Source organism: Streptomyces sp. NPDC048825 (genome assembly GCF_043198355.1).
Classification (GTDB): Bacteria; Actinomycetota; Actinomycetes; order Streptomycetales; family Streptomycetaceae; genus Streptomyces; species Streptomyces xiangluensis.
Map to the genome: position 1 here is coordinate 41,618 of NZ_JBICUR010000008.1, position 21,061 is coordinate 62,678.

Consider the following 21,061-nt stretch of genomic DNA (forward strand, 5'->3'; position numbering starts at 1 on the left):
CCGTGAAGCATGCGGCTCGACAAGCGCCCCTTTAGGGGCGCGGGGAACTGCGCGTCCAGCCACGACGGACCCGCAGTTCCCCGACCACACATGCGCCCCGCTCACCCCCCACCGCGCCACGACACGAGGAGGACTCCCGCATGGGACAGCCGCACCAGCCCGACGAGGCAGCGGTCGAGAAGCCCGACGGTGCAAGGCCGCCGCTAGGCATCGGCATGGTCGGATACGCGTTCATGGGCGCCGCCCACTCCCAGGGCTGGCGCACCGTGGGCCGCGTCTTCGACCTGCCACGCCGCCCCGTCCTCGCCGCCGTCTGCGGCCGCGACGGACAGGCCGTACGCGCGGCGGCGGACCGGCTCGGCTGGGCGGCGGCCGAGACCGACTGGCGCTCGCTGATCACCCGGGACGACGTCGACCTCGTCGACATCTGCACACCCGGCGACAGCCACGCCGAGATCGCGCTTGCCGCACTGGCCGCCGGCAAGCACGTGCTGTGCGAGAAGCCCCTCGCCAACACGGTGGAGGAGGCCGAGGCGATGACCGAGGCCGCCGAAGCCGCCGCCCGACGCGGCCAGGTGGCGATGGTCGGCTTCAACTACCGCCGGGTGCCCGCCACTTCCCTCGCCCGGAAGATGGTCGCCGAGGGACGGTTGGGCGCCCTGCGCCACGTACGGGTGACATACCTTCAGGACTGGCTGGTGGACCCGCAGTTCCCGCTGACCTGGCGGCTGCGCAAGGAGACGGCGGGCTCGGGCGCGCTCGGCGACCTGGGCGCGCACATCGTCGACCTCGCGCAGTACCTCGTGGGCGAGCCGGTCGTGGGAGTGTCCGCGCTCACCGAGACCTTCGTACGGGAAAGGCCGCTGCCCGGCGGCCCGACCAGCGGCCTGTCCGCCGTCTCCTCCAACGGCGTCGGCCAGGTCACCGTGGACGACGCCGCCGTCTTCACCGGCCGTTTCGCCTCGGGCGCCCTCGCCTCCTTCGAAGCCACCCGGTACGCCACCGGCCGCAAGAACGCCCTGCGCATCGAACTCAACGGTGAGCACGGCTCGTTGGTTTTCGACCTGGAACGGCTCAACGAGCTCGAATACCACGACCATCGGGAGCCCGGCACCCACGCGGGCTTCCGCCGCATCCTGGTCACCGAGCCCGATCACCCCTACCTGGAGGCCTGGTGGCCGCCCGGTCACGGCCTCGGCTACGAGCACACCTTCGTCCACCAGGCCCGCGACCTGGTGACCGCCATCGCCGAGGGCAGCGCGCCGGTCCCGTCCTTCGCCGACGGACTGCAGGTGCAGCGCGTACTCGCGGCCGTCGAGGAGAGTGCCGCGAAGAATTCCGTATACACCCCCATCGCGAGTTGAGGAGGGCCCTTCCATGCCGCGCAACTTCACGCTCTTCACCGGCCAGTGGGCCGACCTGCCGCTCGAGGAGGTCTGCCGGCTCGCCCGCGACTTCGGCTACGACGGACTCGAACTCGCCTGCTGGGGCGACCACTTCGAGGTCGACAAGGCACTCGCCGACTCCTCGTACCTCGACTCCCGGCACCAACTGCTCGACAAGTACGGCCTGAAGTGCTGGGCCATCTCCAACCATCTGGTCGGCCAGGCGGTCTGCGACGCCATCATCGACGAACGCCACCAGGCGATCCTCCCGGCCCGCATCTGGGGCGACGGCGAGGCGGAAGGCGTACGGCAGCGGGCGGCGTCCGAGATCGCCGACACCGCACGCGCGGCGGCGGCCTTCGGCGTCGACACCGTCATCGGCTTCACGGGGTCCGCGATCTGGCATCTGGTCGCGATGTTCCCGCCCGCCCCCGAGTCGATGATCGAGCGCGGCTACGAGGACTTCGCCCTGCGCTGGAACCCGATCCTCGACGTCTTCGACCACGAGGGCGTGCGGTTCGCCCACGAGGTCCACCCCAGCGAGATCGCCTACGACTACTGGACAACCCAGCGCGCGCTGGAGGCAGTTGACCACCGTCCGGCCTTCGGGCTGAACTTCGACCCCTCGCACTTCGTCTGGCAGGACCTCGACCCGGTCGGCTTCCTGTGGGACTTCCGGGACCGGATCTACCACGTCGACTGCAAGGAGGCGCGCAAGCGCCTCGACGGACGCAACGGCCGTCTGGGCTCGCATCTGCCGTGGGGCGACCCGCGCCGCGGCTGGGACTTCGTGTCCGCGGGACACGGCGATGTGCCCTGGGAGGACGTGTTCCGGATGCTGCGCTCCATCGACTACGAGGGACCCATCTCGGTCGAGTGGGAGGACGCGGGCATGGACCGCCTCCAGGGCGCCCCCGAGGCACTCACCCGCCTCAAGGCGTACGACTTCGAGCCGCCGACGGCGTCCTTCGACGCGGCCTTCGGCGGCAACGACTGAGGGTTCCGGCATACCTCCGGGGTGACGGCGCACCCCGGCGCTCCGCACACGCCCGTACGACCAGCCCCATCGTGGAGGCATTCGTGCACTCGTACGTCAAAAAAAGGAACACCACAAGCCACACCAGACGCCCGAGACTTCGTGGGGCCTTCGCGTTGCTGAGCGGTCTGCTGCTCGCGGGCGCCTCACTCGGCCTCACCGCCCCCGCGGCCGGCGCAGCCGTTGCCGACCCGGGTGGCGCCCCGGCGGCGGCTGCCGAGCCCGCGGCCGAGGACTTCCAGCAGGTCACCCTCGCCAAGGGTGAGCCCGAGGTCGGCGAGCCCATGTCGCTCGCCGTCCTCCCGGACGGCTCGGTCCTGCACACCTCGCGCGACGGGGAGCTGCGGATCACCGACGCCGCGGGCAACACGAAAATCGCGGGCAAGCTCGACGTGTACGCGCACGACGAGGAAGGTCTGCAGGGCATCGGCGTCGACCCCGGCTTCGCCGACAACCGCTTCATCTACCTCTACTACGCCCCGCCGATGAACACCCCGGCGGGCGACGCCCCGGAGACGGGCACCGCGGCCGACTTCGCGCCCTTCGACGGCGTCAACCGGCTCTCGCGCTTCGTCCTGAAGGCCGACGGCACCCTCGACAACGCCAGCGAGAAGAAGATCCTCGACGTCCCGGCGTCCCGTGGCATCTGCTGCCACGTCGGTGGCGACATCGACTTCGACGCGGCGGGGAACCTGTACCTGTCGACCGGTGACGACTCCAACCCGTTCCAGTCGGACGGCTTCACGCCCATCGACGAGCGCGCGAACCGCAACCCGGCCTTCGACGCCCAGCGCACGGCCGGCAACACCAACGACCTGCGCGGCAAGATCCTCCGCATCAAGGTGAACGCCGACGGCTCGTACGCCGTCCCCGACGGCAACCTCTTCGCGCCCGGCACGGACAAGACGCGCCCCGAGATCTACGCGATGGGCCTGCGCAACCCGTTCCGCTTCAGCGTCGACAAGAAGACGGGGATTCTGTACGTGGGTGAGTACGGCCCCGACGCAGGAGCCGCCGACCCGGCCCGTGGTCCCGCAGGCCAGGTCGAGTTCGCCCGCATCACCAAGCCCGGCAACTTCGGCTGGCCGTACTGCACCGGCAACAACGACGCCTACGTCGACTACGACTTCGCAACCGGCGCTTCCGGTGCGGCATTTGACTGCGCCGCCCCCAAGAACACCTCGCCGAACAACACCGGCCTGACCGACCTGCCGCCTGCGCAGCCCGCCTGGATCCCGTACGACGGCCCGTCCGTCCCCGAGTTCGGCGACGGCTCCGAGTCCCCGATGGGCGGCCCGGTCTACCAGTACGACCCGAACCTCGACTCGCCGGTCAAGTTCCCCGAGGCCTACGACGGGGACTTCTTCGCCGGGGAGTTCGGCCGCCGCTGGATCAAGCGCATCACCTCGGACGCCGACGGCACGGTGCAGTCGATCAACGACATACCGTGGACCGGCACCCAGGTGATGGACATGACATTCGGCCCGGACGGCGCGCTGTACGTCCTCGACTACGGCATCTCGTGGTTCGGCGGTGACGAGAACTCGGCCCTCTACCGGATCGAGAACGCCAGCGACGGTCACTCGCCCGTGGCGCAGGCCGCCGCCGACCGGACGTCGGGCCAGGCGCCGCTGAGGGTGAAGTTCTCGTCCGCCGGCACCAGTGACGCCGACGGCGACTCCCTCACCTACAGCTGGGACTTCGGCGACGGCGGTAAGTCGGCGTCGGCGAACCCCACGCACAGGTACACGAAGAACGGGACGTACACGGCGACGCTGACGGCCAAGGACGCCGGCGGCCGGACAGGCAGCGCGAGCGTGCAGATCGTCGTGGGCAACACTGCGCCCAAGGTGACCCTGGAACTGCCGGGTGACGGGCAGCTGTTCAGCTTCGGCGACGCGGTGCCCTTCAAGGTCAAGGTCACCGACCCCGAGGACGGGACCGTCGACTGCGCCAAGGTGAAGGTCAGCTTCGTCCTCGGCCACGACAGCCACGGACACCCGCTCACCTCCGCCAACGGCTGCTCCGGCACCCTCCAGACCAGCGCCGACGGCGGCCATGACGAGAACGCCAACATCTTCGGCGTCATCGACGCGGAGTACACCGACGGCGGTGGCGGCGGCCAGGAGGCGCTCACCAGCCACGACCAGGCGGTCGCGCAGCCCAAGCACCGGCAGGCCGAGCACTTCGGGAAGACCTCGGGCACCACGGTGCAGTCGCGTACCACCGCGCACGGCGCAAAGACCGTCGGCGACATCAACAGCGGCGACTGGATCTCCTTCGAGCCCTACGTCCTGAGCAACGCCACGAAGATCACGGCACGGGTCGCCTCCGGCGGCGCGGGCGGAAAGCTCGAGGTCCGCGCGGGCTCACCCACGGGGACTCTCCTCGGCACCGGCACGGTCCCGGTGACCGGCGGCTGGGAGAACTACCAGGACGTCAGTGCGTCCCTCACGAAGGCACCGCGCGGTACGACCAAGCTCTACCTGGTCTTCAAGGGACGCGGTGCCGGAGCCCTGTACGAGGTGGACGACTTCACCTTCACGACTCGCTGAAAGGGGTGGGCTGTCATGCGCGCAAAAGGCAGAACGGTGACCGCCGTGCTGGGCGCCGCCCTGCTCATCGGGTGTGTGTCGGGACCGGCCGCGTCGAAAGGGCCGGAGTCCGAGTCGAAGGAGGCTGACGTCAAGGGCCGTGCGGACGGCCGGGTGCTGGTGTTCTCCAAGACCGCCGGGTTCCGGCACGACTCCATCCCGGAGGGGATCGCCGCGGTGAAGGACCTCGGCGCCGAGGGCGGATTCACGGTGGACGCGACAGAGGACGGGGCGGCTTTCACCTCCCGCAACCTCGCCAAGTACGACGCCGTCGTGTTCCTGTCCACCACCGGCGATGTGCTCAACGAGGCCCAACAGCGCGCCTTCGAGGGCTACATCCAGCGCGGCGGCGGTTACGTGGGCGTCCATGCCGCCGCCGACACCGAGTACGACTGGGCCTTCTACGGCGGCCTCGCGGGCGCCTACTTCCAGTCGCACCCGGCGATCCAGCCCGCACGGATCGACGTCGAGGACCGGGCGCATCCGGCCACCTCGCACCTGGGGGAGGCCTGGGACCGTACGGACGAGTGGTACAACTACCGCTCCAATCCCCGGGACCGGGCCCATGTCCTGGCCTCGCTCGACGAGTCGTCGTACACCGGCGGCACGATGAACGGCGATCATCCGATCGCCTGGTGCCAGAACTACCAGGGCGGCCGCGCCTTCTACACCGGGGTCGGTCACACCAAGGAGTCGTATGCCGATCCCGCCGTCCGGCAGCACCTGCTGGGCGGAGTCCGCTGGGCGATCGGGGCCGCGGAGGCCGACTGCCGCCCGGAGAACGGATACCAGCCGCTCTTCGACGGCACGGAGGCGTCACTGTCCGCCTGGAAGCAGGCGGGGCCGGGCTCGTTCACCCTCGGCGACGACGGCACGCTGACGTCGTCGGGTGGCCTGGGCATGCTCTGGTACGGCGACTCGGGGTTCGGCTCGTACTCGCTGAAGCTCGACTGGAAGGTGGCCGGGGACGACAACTCCGGTGTCTTCGTGGGCTTCCCGGTCTCCGACGATCCCTGGTCGGCGGTCAACAACGGGTACGAGATCCAGATCGACGCCACGGACACGCCCGACCGCACCACCGGGTCCGTCTACAGCTTCCAGTCCGCCGACATCAAGAAGCGCGACCGTGTGCTGAACCCGCCGGGGGAGTGGAACACGTACGAGATCCGCGTGGAGGGCGAACGGCTCCGCGTGTATCTCAACGGCGTGAAGATCAACGATTTCACCAACACCGATCCCGCGCGAAGCCTGCGCGACGGTCATATCGGCATCCAGAACCACGGGGCCGACGACCAGGTGTCCTTCCGTGACATCCGGATCAAGGAACTGCCCGAGAAGGCGTCGACACGGTCGGCTCCACCGGGTGACTGAGCGACGGCGGGCGGGGGACGCCGGACTCCCGCCCGCCGTCTTACCTCCGCTTACTGCTGTGTTTGTGCACGGCTCTCTGGCTTTCTGTACGGCCGTCGGTTTTCGTACGGCCCTTTTGGTTCGCGTACGACAAGGAGGCTGACCATGTCCGCCGAACCGTTCCCTTCCGAGTCCCGGATGTCCGAGTCGCGGGTGCCCGAGCCACGGGTGCCCGAGCCACGCGTGGGCGTGTGGCTGATCGGAGCGTGCGGTTCCGTCGCCACCACCGTTGTCGCGGGCTGCGCGGCCATGACCGCCGGCCTGCACCCTCCGACGGGCATGGTCACCGAGAGCGACCTCTTCTCCGGCTCCGGACTGCCGACGTTGTCGTCCCTCGTCTTCGGCGGCCACGACACGGAGGACTGCCCCCTGCCCAAGCGCGCGGAAGTCCTGGCCGCCGGGGGAGTCATGCCGCACGGCCTCCCGACGGCCGTGGGCGCGGAACTCGCCGCTGCGGACCGGGAGATCAGGCCGGGCGGCCCCCTCCCCGGGGACACCCGGGACCCGGAGGAACTGGTGGCCGCCTTCGCCACGGACATACGGGACTTCGTACGCCGTCACGGTCTCGCCCGGGCGGTGGTCGTGAACGTCGCGTCCACGGAACCCGCTCCGGCCGGGGCCGAACTGCCCCCGAGCTCCCTCTACGCGGCGGCGGCGTTGCGGGCCGGCTGCCCATACGTCAACTTCACGCCGTCCACGGGTCTGCACCACCCTGCGCTGGCATCAGCCGCCGTCTCCTCCGGGCTGCCGTACGCAGGCCGTGACGGCAAGACCGGCCAGACCCTGCTGCGGTCGGTCCTCGGCCCGATGTTCGCGCAGCGGGCGCTGGCGGTCCGCGCCTGGTCCGGCACGAACCTGCTGGGCGGTGGCGACGGCGCGGCCCTGTCCGACCCGGCTGCCGCGGCGGCGAAGAACGCGGGCAAGGAACGCGTCCTCGCCGACACCCTCGCCGCGGTCCCCGAGGGCGAGGTCCACATCGACGACGTACCGGCGCTCGGCGACTGGAAGACCGCCTGGGACCACATCGCCTTCGACGGCTTCCTCGGCACACGCATGATCCTCCAGACCACCTGGCAGGGCTGCGACTCCGCCCTCGCCGCACCCCTGGTCCTGGACCTGGCCCGCTTGGTGGCACGGGCCCACGAGATGGGTCTGTCGGGCCCGTTGCGCGAACTCGGCTTCTACTTCAAGGACCCGGTGGGCGACGGGCCTTCGGCGCTCGGGGAGCAGTACGCGGAACTGGCGCGGCTCGCGGGGCGGTTGGGGGCTTCGGGGGCGTCACACGTGTCGGGAGCGCAGGGGCCGCGGGAGCCGCGAGGGCTGTCGGAGGAGGGGCGATGACGGGGCCGCGCGAGGTGACGCAGGGCGCTTCGGCGGATGAGTCCGCGCGGCACCGGTCGGGGCTGCCGAGTGGCGGTGAGTCCCCGTTGAACCGAAGCACCGGCCCGGCCGCGACCGGTGTCGATCACCCTCTCCGCTACGGCTACGGCACCAACGGCCTCACCGACCTCCGCCTGAACGATGCCCTCTCCTTGCTCGCCGATCTCGGCTACGACGGCGTAGGTCTGACGCTCGACCACATGCACTTGGACCCCCTCGCCCCTGACCTCGCGACCCGCACCCGTCGAGTCGCCCGAAGGCTGGACGAACTCGGACTGGGCGTCACCATCGAGACCGGCGCCCGCTATGTCCTCGACCCGTGGCGCAAGCACGGTCCGTCGCTGCTCGACCCGGATCCGGATCAACGGGCCCGACGCGTCGACCTGTTGATCCGGGCGGTCCAGATAGCCGGCGACCTGGGCGCCCACGCGGTGCACTGCTTCAGCGGCATCGCCCCCGAGGACACGGACGAGGACACCGCCTGGAAACGCCTCGCCGAAACACTCGCCCCCGTCCTGGACGCCGCCACCACCGCCGGCATCCCACTCGCCATCGAACCCGAACCTGGTCACCTCCTCGCCACCCTCACCGACTTCCACCGTCTCCGCCGGACCCTCGGCAGCCCGGACGCCCTCGGCCTCACCCTCGACATCGGCCACTGCCAGTGCCTCGAACCCCTCTCACCCGCGGAGTGCATACGCGCCGCCGCCCCCTGGCTCCGCCACGTCCAGATAGAGGACATGCGCCGCGGCCTCCATGAGCATCTCCCCTTCGGTGACGGAGAGATCGACTTTCCGCCCGTACTCGAAGCCCTGGCCACCACCTCCTATCAGGGCCTGATGGTCGTAGAACTGCCACGCCACTCCCACGCCGGCCCTCAACTCGCCGAGCAATCCCTCCAGTTCCTCCAACGCGCAGCCGCCGGTCTCAAGTCCAAGGATCTCGACGGCTCCCAAGTCCCCGACAAGACCCCGATCCCCGGCGAGGGCCCCGCCGCCTCCGAAGGGAGAACCCCGTGAACCACCTCCACAACGCCGCCGCTCCTTCTCCCACCGCCGCTTCTCCCGCCACGCAGTCGGAAACCGTCGCCGCCCTGCACGCCCGCCTGAACTCCCAGCTGGACGCCACCGCCCGCGCCTGGCTGGACCGGGCACTTGACGAAGCGGAGGCCCACCCGGGCGCTCACGGGCCCATATCCGTCTGGGAGTTGCGCATAGCCGAGGCGGGTCGCCGTTGCGGTCCCGAGCATGCTGACGCCGCCCGCGTCCTCCTTCTGCACAGGGCCCGGGCCGACGCCGACACCCTGGCCCGCGTCTACCGCCAGGGCACCGCCGCCGAACGCCGCGCCGTCCTGCACGCCTTGCCCCACCTCGTACCCGGCCCCGACGCCCTGCCGATCGTCGAGGACGCCCTGCGCACCAACGACACCCGGCTCGTGGCCGCCGCTGTCGGCCCGTACGCCGCCCGGCATCTGGACGCCCACAACTGGCGGCACGCGGTCCTGAAGTGCCTGTTCACCGGCGTCCCCATCGACGCGGTGGCCGAACTGCCCCGCCGCGCCCATGCCGATTTCGAACTGGCCCGCATGCTCGGCGACTACGCCGACGAACGCTCCGCCGCGGGCCGTCCCGTGCCCGAGGACCTGTACCGCGTCCTGGCCCTGACCGAGCCCGGGAGCGACGTGCCGACCGCTTCGGCACCGTCGGACCACCCCGGCACCCCGTCCGGCAAGGAGTCCTGATGCGCATCTTCGACCCCCACATCCACATGACGTCACGGACCACCGACGACTACGAGGCCATGTACACGGCCGGTGTCCGAGCCGTCGTCGAGCCCTCCTTCTGGCTCGGCCAGCCCCGCACCTCACCCACCTCGTTCCTCGACTACTTCGACTCGCTACTGGGCTGGGAACCCTTCCGCGCCGCCCAGTACGGCATCGCCCACCACTGCACGCTCGCCCTCAACCCCAAGGAGGCGAACGACCCCCGCTGCGTGCCCGTCCTGGACGAACTGCCCCGGTATCTCGTCAAGGACCAGGTCGTGGCCGTCGGCGAGATCGGCTATGACTCGATGACTCCCGCCGAGGACTCCGCCCTGGCTTTCCAGCTTCAGCTCGCCGCCGACCATGGGCTGCCCGCCCTCGTCCACACCCCGCACCGGGACAAGCTGGCGGGCCTGCGCCGCACCCTCGACGTCGTCCGGGAGTCCGCGCTGCCCCCTGACCGGGTGTTGGTCGACCACCTCAACGAGACCACGGTCAAGGAAGCCAAGGACGGCGGCTGCTGGCTCGGATTCTCCGTCTATCCGGACACCAAGATGGACGAGGAGCGGATGGTCGCGGTGCTGCGGGAGTACGGGCCCGAGCAGGTCCTGGTCAACTCCGCCGCCGACTGGGGCAGAAGCGACCCGCTCAAGACCCGTAAGGTCGGCGACGCCATGCTCGAGGCAGGTTTCACCGAGGACGACATCGACCGGGTGCTGTGGCGCAACCCCGTGGCCTTCTACGGACTCAGCGGCCGGCTCACCCTCGACGTCGCCGCCACGGACGCCACCCATGAGGGCAACTCCATCCTCCGCGGCGCCCCGGTCACCGACGCGGCCACCCCGGAGGCGTAACCCATGCGCTTCCGACACCCCGACGGATCGACCGTCCACCTCGCCTATTGCACGAACGTCCACCCGGCCGAGACGTTCGACGGCGTCCTCGCTCAACTCCGCGACCACTGCGAACCCGTACGCCGCCGCCTCGGCCGCGACCGCCTCGGTATCGGCCTGTGGCTGGCCAAGGACGCCGCCCACTCCCTTGTGAGCGACCCGTCCGCTCTGCGCCGGCTGCGCACCGAGCTCGATGCCCGAGGCCTTGAGGTCGTCACCCTCAACGGCTTCCCGTACGAAGGCTTCGGCGCCGAAGAAGTCAAGTACCGCGTGTACAAGCCGGACTGGGCCGACGTCGAACGCCTCGACCACACCACCGCCCTGGCCCGTGTCCTCGCCGGACTCCTGCCCGACGACGTCACCGAAGGCACCATCTCCACCCTGCCGCTCGCCTGGCGCACCGCTTATGACGACGCGCGTGCCGCCCAGGCCCACACGGCCCTCGCCACCTTGGCCGAACGCCTCGACGTCCTTGAGGAGTTGACGGGACGCTCCATCCGTATCGGTCTGGAGCCGGAGCCCGGCTGCATCGTCGAAACCACCGCCGATGCCATCGCCCCGCTCACCGCGATCGAGCACAACCGCATCGGCCTCTGCGTCGACACCTGTCACCTCGCCACCTCCTTCGAAGATCCGCACATCGCCCTGGACGCGCTGAACACGGCCCGCGTCCCCATCGTCAAGTCCCAGCTCTCAGCCGCCCTGCACGCCGAACACCCCCACCTTCCCGGAGTACGCGAGGCCCTGGCCGCCTTCGACGAGCCCCGTTTCCTGCACCAGACCCGCACCAGCGCCACCGCAGCCGGCCTGGCCGGCACCGACGACCTCGGCGAAGCCCTCAAGGGCGACGCCCTGCCGGACACGTCCCCGTGGCGCGCCCACTTCCACGTCCCGCTGCACGCGGCCCCGGCCGCGCCCCTCACTTCCACGCTGCCCGTACTCAAGGACGCACTGACCCGGCTTGTGGGCGGCCCGCACCCGCTCACCCGGCATCTGGAGGTCGAGACCTACACCTGGCAGGCCCTCCCGACCGAGCTGCGCCCACGCGGCCGCGCCCAGCTCGCGGACGGAATCGCCGCCGAACTCACCCTCGCCCGCGACCTGTTGACGGACCTCGGCCTGAAGGAACTGCCGTGACCCAGGCCCGTGCACCGACCGGTGACCCAGTCCCGGCGCTATCGCGGGACGGTCGCGCCCAGCGACCCGTCACCTATTCGCGGCAGCCACGGCCGCATCCCCACGAGCGACGGTGAACGTCCGCTCCCCATCTGCTCCACCACCCGCTGTCGACGGCCGCCACGCGGTCACCGACGTGAAATCGCTCCTGCTTCATCTGGCCGGTCTCGACTGATCGGCGCCGACGGGCACGCCATGGCCCGCGGTCCCACCCGACCTGTCTCTTCCAACTGGTCACAAGTGAAGCACTCAGCACTGACAACGCCCTTCGACACCGAGGAGTTCCAGGCATGAGCCGCTCCAGCCGCACCGCCTTCACGGCCGTCACCAGCAAGAACGACGACCCCGAACTCACCCACCGCCTCAGCAGAAGAGGCATGCTCGGCGTGGCCGCGGGCGCCACCGCCGCCGCCCTGCTCGGCACCGCCGCCACCCCCGCAACGGCCGCCGAGGCGGGCCGTACCCGCCCCGTCCTGCCGCCCGGCCGGCTGGGCATCCAGCTCTACAGCCTCCGCGACAAGGTCTCCACGCTCGGCTTCGCCCCCGTCTTCGCCGAGTTGGCGAAGTACGGGTACGACGAGGTCGAGTTCGCCGGATACACCCAGGGCTCGGCGGGACCCATCACACTCGCCCAGCTCAAGCGACTGGCCCGCGACCACGGCCTGAACCCCATCGGCAGCCACGTCGGCTACTACTCCAGCGACCCGAACGCGTACACCTTCGCCCAGAACCTCAACAAGGTCCTCGACGACGCCCAGGCCCTGGGTCTCAAGCACATCGGCACCGCGTCGAACCCGTTCCGCTACGGCTCGACCGTCGACGCGTGGAAGCGCGCCGCCGAGGAGTTCAACACGTACGGCGCGGCGGCGAGGGCGCGCGGCATGAAGTTCTACCAGCACAACCACTCGGAGGAGTTCTCCTTCGCCACCGACAAGCCGAAGGTCCGCCTCTACGACGTGCTGCTCGCCGAGACCGACCCGAAGCTCGTCTACCTGGAGATGGACATCTACTGGGCCTACGTCGGCCAGTTCCGCTTCTCCAAGCGGGTCGACGGCACACCGGCGCCCTTCGAGCCCCTCGACTACGTACTCAAGCGGCCCAACCGCTACCCGCTCTTCCACGTGAAGGACGGCGTCAGCGACCCGTCGAACCCCTTCGGCTACCAGATGACCGACGTCGGCGACGGCGACATCGACTACCAGCGCTTCATCTCCGGCGTCACGCGCCTGAAGGGCCACCGCCTCGCCCACCACTGGCAGGCCGAACATGACAACCCCACCGAGTCGTTCACCTTCGCGCGCCGCTCCAGCGAGCACCTGCACTCCCTGCGCGAGAAGTGCTGACGGCTCCCAGAACGCGCGCCCTCCCTTCGGCACACCAGGCTGCCGAAGGGAGGGCGCGCGCTGTGGGCCCCGCCCGTCATCTCAGGCCATCTCCTCACCGATCGGGTGCGGGTTGGGCTCGATGCGCTGCTTGCGGGGCCGCCCGGGTGGGTGCAGGAACAGGGCCATGAAGCCGGCGAACAACGAGATGGAACCGGCGAGGATGAAGGCGCCCGCGTAGTCCCAGGCGCCCACGACCACGGCGCCCATGCCGGATCCCAGCAGGCCGGACACCAGCTTGGAGCTGTAGACGAGGCCGTAGTTGGAGGCGTTGTTGTTCTCGCCGAAATAGTCCGCGGTCATCGCCGCGAACATCGGGAAGATCGCGCCGCCACCGAATCCGGAGATGCTGGAGAACACCAGGAACAGCGGAAGGTTGCCGATGTTTCCGGACCAGAGGATGCCGTACTGCGACAGGCCCAGCACGATGCAGACGAAGATCAGGCACTGCTTACGGCCGTACCGGTCGGACAGCCAGCCGATGACGCCGCGCCCGGTGCCGTTCACGATCGCCTTCATGGACATGGCGGTCGCCACGATCCCGCCCGCGAAGCCGACGTCATTGCCGAACGGCACCTGGAAGGCGATACCGAAGATGTTGACGCCCGAGGTGCACAGCAGGCAGAACCACATGAGACCCACTCGGCCCGTCCGCCATGCCTCGATCGGTGTGTACTGCTTCACGGCGGGCGGGTTCTTCTCCAGTGCGCGCCGCGCGCGCGGGTCGTCCGGTTTCCGCAGGGGGTCGACCTCGGCGGGCCACCAGTTCTTCGGCGGATCCTGGAAGAAGTAACCGGCCACGGCGACGACCGCCGCCAGGAAGACGCCGACGGAGACGAGGACCCAGCGGAAGTTCGAGAGATCCATGAAGCCGGTGAAGATGAACACGAAGGGCACCGAGCCGTAGGCGAAGCCGCCGTTGACGAAGCCGGTCTTGCCGCCCTTGCGCTCCGGATACCACTTGCCGACCATGTTCACGCAGGTCGCGTACACCATGCCGGCGCCCATACCGCTGAACATGCCGAAGCCCACGTACGCGACGATCACATGCGGTGCGTAAGCGAGTGACACATAACCCAAGAGCGTGCCGACCGCGCCCAGCATCATCGCCCAGCGAGCGGGCAGCTTCCCGCTCTCACGGAGCTTTCCGGCGGGGAAGGCCACAGCCGCCTGGAAGAACACCCACACGCCGAGCATCCAGAAGATGTGCCCGTTGCTCCAGTTGTGTGCCGTGTGCAGAGTCTCCTCGGCGGAGGCGAACGCGTACTCCGCCGAGCTGATGCCCATCATGCCCACCCAGGGCAGGATGACCATCCACTTGCGTTTGCGGCCCATGATGTCGATATCGGATTCACCGATCCGGTACATCCGGCCGTTGGCGTCCGTCACCTCCCTGTAGGGGACGGATGTGGAGATGTCAGTTGTCGCCATGTCGATCGAACCCTTCGCGTGGAAGAAGTCTGGCCAGCGCCCCCTGTCCGTTCTCTTCGCGCCGGGGCCCGCGGCGAGCGGTCACCGCAGGCCCCGTGGTTCGGGCCGTCGCTCAGTTCATCGACCGCCCCCCAACAGTCCCGCCCGTCTCCCGCCACCGCCCTACCGGAGGGCCTTCGGCCCGCAGCCTTTCTGCGGCCCGCGCCCACCGGTACTTCGCGCCCAGCACCGCCACCGGCTTCTCGGTCGTGTACGGGTACGCCACGACGCCCCGCTCGAAGAGGTACTGGCACGCCTCCTCGACCTCGACGTCTCCCGCGAGCGACGCCACCACCGGCTTCTCGATGCCGCGCTCCCGGAATTCGGCCACCACGCGCGCGGTGAGCTCGGCGAAGACCATGGGAGGGGTCACGATGGTGTGCCAGTAGCCGAGGACGAGCGAGTGGATCCGCGGGTCCTCAAGGCCCAGCCTGATCGTCGCCTCGTACGTCGACGGGGGCTCGCCGCCGGTGATGTCCACCGGGTTGCCGGCGGCTCCGAAGGGCGGGATGAACTTCCTGAAGGCCTCGTCCAGGTCCGGCGGAATCTCCATCAAGGAGAGGCCGTTGTCGGTCACCGCGTCGGACAGCAGTACGCCACTGCCGCCGGCGCCCGTGATGATCACGACGTTGTCGCCCTGTGGGGCCGGAAGCACCGGCAACGCGCGCGCGTACTCCAGCATGTCGTTCAGGCCGGGGGCCCGGATGACACCGGCCTGCTTCAGGATGTCGTCGTACACGGCGTCGTCGCCCGCGAGAGCGCCCGTGTGGGAGCCCGCGGCCTTGGCACCGGCCGCCGTACGGCCCGCCTTCAGGACGACCACCGGCTTCTTGGGTACGGTCGCCTGCGCCGCCTCCACGAAGGCGCGCCCGTCCTTGAGGTCCTCCAAGTGCATGGCGATGCACTGGGTGTTGGGGTCCTCGCCGAACCATGTCAGCAGGTCGTCCTCGTCCAGGTCCGACTTGTTGCCGAGCCCCACGATCGCCGAAACACCCGTCTTCGTAGTGCGCGCGAAGCCCAGAATGGCCATTCCTATGCCACCGGACTGCGAGGTGAGCGCGACGCCGCCCTTGACGTCGTACGGCGTGCAGAACGTGGCGCACAGGTCCTGCCACGTCGAGTAGTAGCCGTAGATGTTCGGCCCGAGCAGCCGCACGCCATAGCGCTCGCCGATGGCCACGATCTCGTCCTGGAGTTGCTGCTCACCTGTTTCCGCGAACCCGGAGGGGATCAGTACGGCGTTGGGGATCCCCTTGCGTCCCACCTCCTCAAGGGCCGAGGCCACGAACTTGGCGGGGATCGCGAAGACCGCCACATCCACCTCGCCGGGAACGTCGGTGACACTCTTGTACGCCTTGCGGCCCAGAATGTCATCGGCCTTGGGGTTCACCGGATGAATCTCTCCGGAGAAGCCGCCGTCGACGAGGTTGCGCATCACCGAGTTGCCGATCTTGCCCTGCTCGTTGGAGGCACCGATCACGGCGACCGAGGACGGCTGCATCAGACGGCGCATGGAGGTGAGGATCTCCTCGCGCGTGTACGTACGACGCGCCTTCGGGACCGACTCCGCGAGGATCACACGGATATCCGCCGCGATCGCCCCCTCCGGAGTGGCGATCACCGGATTGAGGTCCACCTCGGCGATCTCCGGGAAGTCCGCGACGAGTTCGGAGACCCGGCGGATCTGCTCGGCGATCGCCCACCGGTCCACGGCCGGCGCGCCGCGCACCCCATGCAGGATCTCCGCCGAGCGGATCGAGTCCAGCATCGACAGCGCTTCGTCGGCGTCCACGGGGGCGAGGCGGAAAGTGACGTCCTTCAGGACCTCCACCAGCACCCCGCCGAGCCCGAAGGCGATGACTTTCCCGAACGTCGGATCGGTCACCGCTCCGACGATGACCTCCTGCCCCTGGGGCAGCAGCTCCTGCACCTGTACGCCCTCGATACGGGCATCGGGCGCGTACGCGCGCGCGTTGTCGATGATTTCGCGGAAGGCGGCCCGTACGTCGGTCGCGCCTTCCACTCCGACGATCACGCCGCCCGCGTCGGTCTTGTGCAGGATGTCCGGGGAGACGATCTTCATCACGACAGGCCCGCCGAACCGCGCCGCGTACGCGACCGCCTCGTCGACGTCCGTCGCCAACTCCTCGCCGGGGACGGCGATCGCGTACGCGTCGGCGATCACCTTGCCCTCGGGCGCGGTCAGCGCGGTCCGGCCCTCGGCCCGTACGGCGTCGAGGAGCCGACGCACCCTCAGCACCCGGTCTTCGGCCATCAATCAGATCACTCCGTTCGACTTGAGCAGGCGCAGCTCCTCGTCGCCGAGGCCGAGCTCGCCGACGTACACCTCTTCGTTGTGCTCGCCGAGCAGCGGCGAACTGGTCACGTCCACGGGGGAGTCGGAGAGCTTCAGCGGACTGCCCACGGTCACGAACTCGCCCCGTTCGGGATGCGGCACCTTCACGACCATCTCGTTGGCGACCAGCGACGGATCCTCGATGATCTCCTTGGTCGACAGGATCGGCCCGCATGGGATGTTGTGGGCGTTGAGCCTCTCCAGGACCTCCCACTTGGGGAGCGTGGCCGACCACTCCTCGATCAGCTGGAACATCTTGTTGAGCTGCGGCAGTCGCGCCTCCGGCGTCGCCCACTCGGGGTCGTCCGCCAGCTCCGGCCGTCCGATGAGCTCGGTGATCGGCTTCCAGCCGACGGGCTGCACGATGACGTACACGTAGTCGTTGGGCCCGCCCGGCGCGCACTTGACGGCCCAGCCGGGCTGGCCGCCGCCGGACGCGTTGCCGGACCGGGGAACTTCGTCGCCGAAATCGTCGTTCGGATATTCAGCGAGCGGGCCGTGTGCCAGGCGCTGCTGATCGCGCAGCTTCACCCGGCAGAGGTTGAGCACAGCGTGCTGCATGGCCACATTGACCCGCTGACCGCGCCCGGTGTTCTCCCGCTGAAGCAGCGCCGCGAGAATCCCCGCCACGGCGTGGATGCCCGTGCCCGAGTCACCGATCTGGGCCCCCGTCGCCAGCGGCGGCCCGTCCTCGAAACCGGTGGTCGACATCGACCCGCCCATGGCCTGAGCGACGACCTCGTACGCCTTGAAGTTGGTGTACGGGCCGTCCCCGAACCCCTTGATGGAGGCATAGACGATACGCGGATTGATCTCCTGGATACGGTCCCAGGTGAAGCCCATGCGGTCGATCGCGCCCGGTCCGAAGTTCTCGACCATGACATCCGAGCGCCGGATCAGCTCGGTGAGGATCTCCTTGCCGCGCTCGGTCTTGGTGTTGAGGGTGATGCTCCGCTTGTTGCAGTTGAGCATCGTGAAGTAGAGGGAGTCGACGTCCGGGAGGTCACGCAACTGCTTGCGCGTGATGTCACCGGTCGGCGCCTCCAGCTTGACCACGTCCGCCCCGAGCCAGGCCAGCAACTGGGTTGCGGAGGGGCCGGACTGGACGTGCGTCATGTCGAGGACACGGATGCCTTCGAGAGCCTTGGGCGCGAGGTTCGGTGCTTCGTTCGTCGCGGTGTGCGTCGCGGTGCTGGTCATGGCGGGCACCTCACTTGTACATCGTCTGGTTCATGGTTCCGGGGGCGTACGCGTCCGGGTCGACCCAGACGTTGATCAGCGAGGGCTTGCCCGACTCGCGGGCGCGCCTCAGGGCGGGACCGATGTCGGCGGGGTCGCGGACCTCCTCGCCGTAACCGCCGAGCATCTGGGCGAACTTGTCGTACTGGACGTCGCCGAGGGTGTTGCCGACGCGCTCGCGTGCCTCGCCGTACTTGGCCTTCTGGCCGTAACGGATCTGGTTCATCGAGGAGTTGTTGCCGACGATCCCGACGAAGGGAAGGTTGTAGCGGACGAGAGTCTCGAAGTCCCAGCCGGTGAGCGAGAAGGCACCGTCTCCGAAGAGGGCCACCACTTCCTTGTCGGGCCGCGCCTGCTTGGCCGCGAGCACGAACGGGACGCCGACACCGAGCGTGCCGAGCGGTCCCGGGTCCATCCAGTGCCCGGGTGACTTGGGCTGCACGACCTGACCGGAGAAGGTGACGATGTCGCCGCCGTCGCCGATGTAGATGGAGTCCTCGGTGAGGAAGTCGTTGATCTCGCTGACGAGCCGGTACGGGTGAATGGGCGAGGTGTCTGACTTCAGGCTGGGCAGCCGCTTCTCGATGGCCGTCTGCTCGGCCGCGCGCAGTTCGTCGAGCCACTCCTTGCGCTTCGACGCGCCCCCGTTGAGACGTCCGGAGGCGGCTTCGGTCACCGACTTCAGGATGAGGCCCGCGTCGCCGACGATCCCGAGGTCGATGTCCCGGTTCTTGCCGACGGTCCGGTAGTCGAGGTCGATCTGCACCACCGTCGCGTCCGGCGACAGCCGCTTTCCGTAGCCCATACGGAAGTCGAAGGGCGTGCCGACGATGACGATGACATCGGCGTTGGAGAAGGCGTACCGGCGGGAGAGCTGGAAGTGGTGCGGGTCCCCGGGCGGCAGGGTGCCGCGTCCCGCGCCGTTCATATAGGCGGGGACGTTCAGGGCACGTACGAGATCGATGGCGGACTCGGTGCCGCGGGTCGTCCACACCTGGCTGCCCAGCAGGATCGCGGGCTTCTCGGCATGCACGAGGAGGTCGGCGAGCTTCTCGATCGCCTCGGGGTCGCCGGCCGAGCGGGTCGAGGCCCGGTAGTGGCCGGCGGCGGGGACCCGGGCCTTCTCGGCCGGCACCTTGGCGTCGAGCACATCGCGCGGGATCTCCAGGAAGGAGGGCCCGGGCGCGCCGTGGTAGCACTCGCGGAAGGCCATGGACACCATGTCGGCGGCGCGTGCGGTGTCCGGCACGGTCGCCGCGAACTTCGTGATCGGCGTCATCATGTCGACGTGCGGCAGGTCCTGCAGGGATCCCATCTTGTGCTGCGTGTGCGCCCCTTGGCCGCCGATCAGCAGCATGGGGGACTCCGCACGGAAGGCGTTGGCGACACCCGTCACGGCGTCGGTCGTGCCGGGACCCGCGGTGACGACCGCGCAGCCGGGCTTGCCGGTGATACGCGCGTAGCCGTCGGCGGCGTGGGCGGCGACCTGTTCGTGGCGTACGTCGACGACCTCTATGCCTTCGTCGACGCAGCCGTCGTAGATATCGATGATGTGGCCGCCGCACAGGGTGTAAATGACCTCCACACCCTCGGCTTTGAGTGCCTTGGCGACCAAGTGCCCACCGGAGATGAGGTTCTGGCTGTTGTCGTCGGGCATGGCGAAGTCCTGTCCCTTCGTAGGGGATCGGGCACGCGAACCTGCACTTCGGACACGGTTCGCGCACTGCTCATGGCTGCCGTCGCGGTTGATTGCATACAGTCGACGAATACTGTATGAAACTTGTTATCCCGCATCCGGTGGGTGGTGTCCAGGGGGCGTGCGGCACTTTTGAGGCAGGAGCCGGAATGGACCTGTACGAACACCAGGCAAGGCAACTCTTCGAGGAACACGGCATCTTGGTGCCGCGGGCCGAGACCACCGACTCGTCCAAGGAGGCACGCGAGATCGCCCGCAGGCTGGGCGGGCGCGTCGTCGTCAAGGCGCAGGTGAAGACCGGTGGACGCGGCAAGGCGGGCGGGGTGAAACTCGCAGCCGACCCGGCCGCCGCCGAACTGACGGCACGCCAGATCCTCGGCATGGACATCAAGGGGCACACCGTCGGCAAGGTGATGCTGGCCCAACCGGTCGACATCGAGAGCGAGTTCTACGTCAGTTACGTACTCGACCGTGCCGCCGGCCGTTTCCTCGCGATCGCCTCGGCCGAGGGCGGCATGGAGATCGAGGAAGTGGCCGCGACAAGGCCGGAAGCCGTGGCACGCATCCCCATCGACCCGGCTGAGGGCGTCACCGCGGCGAAGGCGGCGCACATCGCCGACACGGCGGGCCTGCCTCCGCAGACCGTCGACGTCCTCGTACGACTCTGGGAGGTGCTGACCCGCGAGGACGCCGTACTCGTCGAGGTCAACCCTCTCGTGCGTACCGCTCGAGGGCAGATCCTCGCGCTCGACGGCAAGGTCACCCTCGACGACAACGCCCGTTTCCGGCAGGCCCGCTGGGGCGAACAGGAGTCGGCGCACGATGACGCGCTGGAGGCGGCGGCAGCCGCGAAGGGCCTGAACTACGTGAAGCTGGACGGCGAGGTCGGCATCATCGGCAACGGCGCGGGCCTCGTCATGTCGACCCTCGACGTGGTCGCCGGCTGCGGTGCCCGCCCCGCCAACTTCCTCGACATCGGCGGCGGAGCCAGTGCACAGATCATGGCCGACGGCCTCTCCGTCATTCTCTCCGACCCGGCCGTCAAGTCCGTCTTCGTCAACGTCTTCGGCGGCATCACCGCCTGCGACGCGGTCGCCGACGGCATTGTGCAGGCCCTGGAGGCCGTCCAGTTGACCAAGCCGCTGGTCGTACGCCTCGACGGAAACAACGCTGGACGCGGTCGGGCGATCCTCGACGACCGCGCGCATCCCCTGGTCCAGCAGGCCACCACCATGGACGGCGCCGCGCGCCGCGCCGCCGAACTCGCCAACGCCGGCTGAAG

15 protein-coding genes and 1 pseudogene are annotated in these 21,061 nt (G+C 69.2%); 12 read left to right on the forward strand and 4 right to left on the reverse strand.

The features are described from left to right. Positions 1-140 precede the first annotated feature (140 nt). From ACGFNK_RS20490 to ACGFNK_RS20540, 11 genes and pseudogenes are all read left to right on the forward strand, one after another. Positions 141-1,364, forward strand: a complete 1,224-nt coding sequence (locus ACGFNK_RS20490; RefSeq protein WP_393417768.1) for a Gfo/Idh/MocA family protein — start codon at positions 141-143, stop codon at positions 1,362-1,364. A 13-nt stretch (positions 1,365-1,377) separates the two neighbouring features. Beyond that, complete coding sequence (locus ACGFNK_RS20495) at positions 1,378-2,382, forward strand: sugar phosphate isomerase/epimerase family protein (protein WP_393417770.1); 1,005 nt, start codon at positions 1,378-1,380, stop codon at positions 2,380-2,382. An 83-nt stretch (positions 2,383-2,465) separates the two neighbouring features. Continuing rightward, entirely contained in the window at positions 2,466-4,976 is a 2,511-nt protein-coding gene (locus ACGFNK_RS20500) for a PQQ-dependent sugar dehydrogenase (RefSeq protein WP_393417772.1), read from the forward strand. A gap of 15 nt (positions 4,977-4,991) precedes the next feature. Next, on the forward strand, positions 4,992-6,386 hold the full coding sequence (locus tag ACGFNK_RS20505; protein ID WP_393417774.1) for a ThuA domain-containing protein: 1,395 nt from the start codon (positions 4,992-4,994) through the stop codon (positions 6,384-6,386). Positions 6,387-6,530: 144 nt separating this feature from the next. Further along, complete coding sequence (locus ACGFNK_RS20510) at positions 6,531-7,766, forward strand: inositol-3-phosphate synthase (RefSeq protein WP_393417776.1); 1,236 nt, start codon at positions 6,531-6,533, stop codon at positions 7,764-7,766. Then, positions 7,763-8,824: a sugar phosphate isomerase/epimerase family protein gene (locus ACGFNK_RS20515; RefSeq protein ID WP_393417778.1), complete on the forward strand. Its 1,062-nt coding sequence runs from the start codon at positions 7,763-7,765 to the stop codon at positions 8,822-8,824. Before ACGFNK_RS20510 ends, ACGFNK_RS20515 begins: the two co-directional genes overlap by 4 nt. Then, entirely contained in the window at positions 8,821-9,546 is a 726-nt protein-coding gene (locus ACGFNK_RS20520) for an EboA domain-containing protein (RefSeq protein WP_393417780.1), read from the forward strand. The genes ACGFNK_RS20515 and ACGFNK_RS20520 overlap by 4 nt, the downstream gene beginning before the upstream one ends. Continuing rightward, a complete protein-coding gene (locus ACGFNK_RS20525; protein WP_393417782.1) occupies positions 9,546-10,421 on the forward strand; it encodes a TatD family hydrolase in 876 nt (291 codons plus the stop codon). Before ACGFNK_RS20520 ends, ACGFNK_RS20525 begins: the two co-directional genes overlap by 1 nt. A 3-nt stretch (positions 10,422-10,424) precedes the next feature. Next, the gene (gene eboE / locus ACGFNK_RS20530; protein WP_393417784.1) at positions 10,425-11,597 is read left to right on the forward strand and encodes a metabolite traffic protein EboE; all 1,173 of its coding nucleotides are present in this window, start codon (positions 10,425-10,427) and stop codon (positions 11,595-11,597) included. A gap of 36 nt (positions 11,598-11,633) precedes the next feature. Then, positions 11,634-11,811, forward strand: a pseudogene (locus ACGFNK_RS20535) (alkaline phosphatase family protein); the annotation flags it as partial. Between the two features lie 115 nt (positions 11,812-11,926). Continuing rightward, entirely contained in the window at positions 11,927-12,979 is a 1,053-nt protein-coding gene (locus ACGFNK_RS20540; RefSeq protein WP_393417786.1) for a sugar phosphate isomerase/epimerase family protein, read from the forward strand. Positions 12,980-13,060: 81 nt separating this feature from the next. Here the strand turns inward: ACGFNK_RS20540 and ACGFNK_RS20545 are convergent, their stop codons facing one another. From ACGFNK_RS20545 to ACGFNK_RS20560, 4 genes are all read right to left on the reverse strand, one after another. Then, positions 13,061-14,449, reverse strand: a complete 1,389-nt coding sequence (locus ACGFNK_RS20545; RefSeq protein WP_393417788.1) for an OFA family MFS transporter — start codon at positions 14,447-14,449, stop codon at positions 13,061-13,063. Positions 14,450-14,561: 112 nt separating this feature from the next. Further along, positions 14,562-16,763 carry an acetate--CoA ligase family protein gene (locus ACGFNK_RS20550; RefSeq protein ID WP_393417790.1) on the reverse strand — a complete coding sequence of 734 codons (2,202 nt, stop codon included), beginning with the start codon at positions 16,761-16,763 and terminating at the stop codon, positions 14,562-14,564. A 3-nt stretch (positions 16,764-16,766) separates the two neighbouring features. Then, positions 16,767-18,044 carry a formyl-CoA transferase gene (gene frc, locus ACGFNK_RS20555; RefSeq protein ID WP_393417792.1) on the reverse strand — a complete coding sequence of 426 codons (1,278 nt, stop codon included), beginning with the start codon at positions 18,042-18,044 and terminating at the stop codon, positions 16,767-16,769. Between the two features lie 10 nt (positions 18,045-18,054). Then, positions 18,055-19,740 carry a thiamine pyrophosphate-binding protein gene (locus tag ACGFNK_RS20560; protein WP_393417794.1) on the reverse strand — a complete coding sequence of 562 codons (1,686 nt, stop codon included), beginning with the start codon at positions 19,738-19,740 and terminating at the stop codon, positions 18,055-18,057. Between the two features lie 188 nt (positions 19,741-19,928). Between ACGFNK_RS20560 and sucC the strand changes: the two genes are divergently transcribed. Next, positions 19,929-21,059 carry an ADP-forming succinate--CoA ligase subunit beta gene (gene sucC / locus ACGFNK_RS20565; protein ID WP_393417796.1) on the forward strand — a complete coding sequence of 377 codons (1,131 nt, stop codon included), beginning with the start codon at positions 19,929-19,931 and terminating at the stop codon, positions 21,057-21,059. Positions 21,060-21,061 lie beyond the last annotated feature (2 nt).